The 1,874-nt window shown below is 59.7% G+C and carries 3 protein-coding genes and 1 pseudogene; 3 read left to right on the forward strand and 1 reads right to left on the reverse strand.

Annotated features, from left to right (window positions below):
- From EN991_RS41385 to EN991_RS34535, 3 genes and pseudogenes are all read left to right on the forward strand, one after another.
- Nucleotides 1-151, forward strand: a pseudogene (locus EN991_RS41385) (TrbG/VirB9 family P-type conjugative transfer protein); the annotation flags it as partial.
- A complete protein-coding gene (locus EN991_RS34530; protein WP_063169228.1) occupies nucleotides 148-1,362 on the forward strand; it encodes a TrbI/VirB10 family protein in 1,215 nt (404 codons plus the stop codon). The pseudogene EN991_RS41385 and the gene EN991_RS34530, both read left to right, overlap by 4 nt.
- 12 nt (nucleotides 1,363-1,374) lie before the next feature.
- A complete protein-coding gene (locus EN991_RS34535) occupies nucleotides 1,375-1,617 on the forward strand; it encodes a DUF2274 domain-containing protein (RefSeq protein WP_024502859.1) in 243 nt (80 codons plus the stop codon).
- Between the two features lie 29 nt (nucleotides 1,618-1,646).
- On the opposite strand, the gene EN991_RS40465 is transcribed toward EN991_RS34535, so the two are convergent.
- A partial coding sequence (locus tag EN991_RS40465) for a hypothetical protein (protein ID WP_206519313.1) occupies nucleotides 1,647-1,874 on the reverse strand: 228 nt, incomplete at its 5' end.

Below are 1,874 nucleotides of genomic sequence, written 5' to 3' on the forward strand. Positions count from 1 at the left end.
CTATTACATCGTCGATCGGCTCTTCGCCGCGGCCGAACTTCGCCTCGGCACCAAGCGGCAGCAGGTGATCCGCATCAGCAGGATTGACGGCAGGCAACCGCAACGGCGGATCTCGCTCTTTCGCGGCAGCCGGCGAGGTGAGGACTCATGATCGAAAATTCCCGCTCTGGCATCCCGCCGAAACTGGATCCCGAGGAACTGCAGCTTCGGGCCTCTCCCCGCCGCGTGGTGCGGTTCAGGCGCGGTGTGATCATCGCGATCGCAGCGCTCGGATCCGGCGCTGTCTTCGGCGTTACCATGATCGCCCTCCAGGGGCCGGCCCTTCGCATCAGGGATCAGGCGGAAGATCTCTACAACACTGAGCGCAAACCAACCGCCGAGGGGCTCGATACGCTTCCCCATGACTATTCCGGCATGAAGCCGAAGCCTCCCGTCCTTGGGCTACCTTTGCCGGGCGACCTCGGCCGCCCCATCCTCGAGCGGCAGCGCCAGCTCGGCATCGTGCCGGGCCAAGACATCTCGGCCGAGGAGCAGCGTCTAGCGCAGCAGGCGATCGAAGCGCGTGAATCGCGGGTGCTTTTCCGCGTCGAAAATCGAGCTCAAAAGACAGATGTCGGAGAGAGCGTGCAAACTGCTCAGCATCCATTTGAGGCGCTTCCCCAATCCGAAGCAGGACGCGCGTCAGCCTCGGTGGCGGCGGCGGAAGGCGACCAGAACAATCAGCAGCGAAAGCTTGATTTTCTCAGCCAGCGGAGCACTGGCGGGATCTACAATCCGCATGCGCTGCAGACGCCGATCTCGCCATATCAACTGATGGCTGGCAGCGTGATTGCCGCCAGCCTGATCACCGGCATCAATTCCGATTTGCCGGGCCTTGTCGTCGCGCAAGTCACCGAAAATGTGCACGACACGGTCACGGGCAACATATTGCTGATTCCGCAGGGCTCACGTCTTATCGGCGTCTACGACAGCGTCGTCGCGTTCGGGCAAAAGCGAGCGCTGCTGGTCTGGCAGCGCATTCTGCTGCCCGACGGCTCGTCGGCCGAAATCGACAATCTGCCCGCGAGCGACACCGCCGGCTACGCAGGGCTGGAAGACGAAGTCGATTTCCACACTTGGCAGATGATCAAGGGAGTGGCGCTTGCCACATTGCTCGGTGTCGGCACAGAATTCAGCCTCGGCGAAAACGAGAGCGATCTGGTCAAGGCGATCCGGGAATCAGCCCAGCAGAACGCCAGTCGAGCCGGCCAGCGCATCACCGAAAAAAACCTCAATATCCAGCCCACCATCGTCGTCCGCCCAGGTTGGCCACTGCGCGTCATCGTGCACAAGGACATCGTGCTGCGGCCATACGCCAGTTGAGCAGGAGTTATCATGGCTGACCTGAAACTTGGAAAACTTCCGGACCGAACAGCTTCGAAGATCACCATTACCGTCAGCGCGGAGCTGAGCCAAACACTCAAGGAGTATGCTGCACTTTACCGTCAGACCTATGGTCAGTCTGAAACCGTGGCAGAACTCATCCCTTTCATGCTGGCGGCGTTTCTGGAAGGCGACCGAGCCTTTGCCAAGGCCAGAAAGGAACGTCTGCCGACGGAGCTTGCCGGAAAATCGTGACTCCTCCGCTAGGGCAGCTGGAACATTGCCTAGCTGTCGCGACCTACCTGCTCCTCGCGAAGCATAGGATCAAACACCTTGGAATGCAGGTATGCGCAAGAGATGATGTGGAAGGAGATACCGCGCAACAGCCTAAGTTTGCATTTTCGATTTGGTCGGCCGTGAACTATCCGCAAGCCATTGATCTGGCCTGTTGATTGAGGCGGATAGCGGCTTTGGAATTGCAGGATTAGCGGTATTTGGACGCTGTTTTCCTG

It is taken from the genome of Mesorhizobium sp. M7A.F.Ca.US.005.03.2.1 (genome assembly GCF_003997795.1).
Taxonomy (GTDB): domain Bacteria; phylum Pseudomonadota; class Alphaproteobacteria; order Rhizobiales; family Rhizobiaceae; genus Mesorhizobium; species Mesorhizobium ciceri.

Coding starts and splice junctions, on each gene's coding strand:
- EN991_RS34530 (WP_063169228.1), top strand. CDS start 148: ATGATCGAAAATTCCCGCTCTGGCATCCCGCCGAAACTGGATCCCGAG.
- EN991_RS34535 (WP_024502859.1), top strand. CDS start 1,375: ATGGCTGACCTGAAACTTGGAAAACTTCCGGACCGAACAGCTTCGAAG.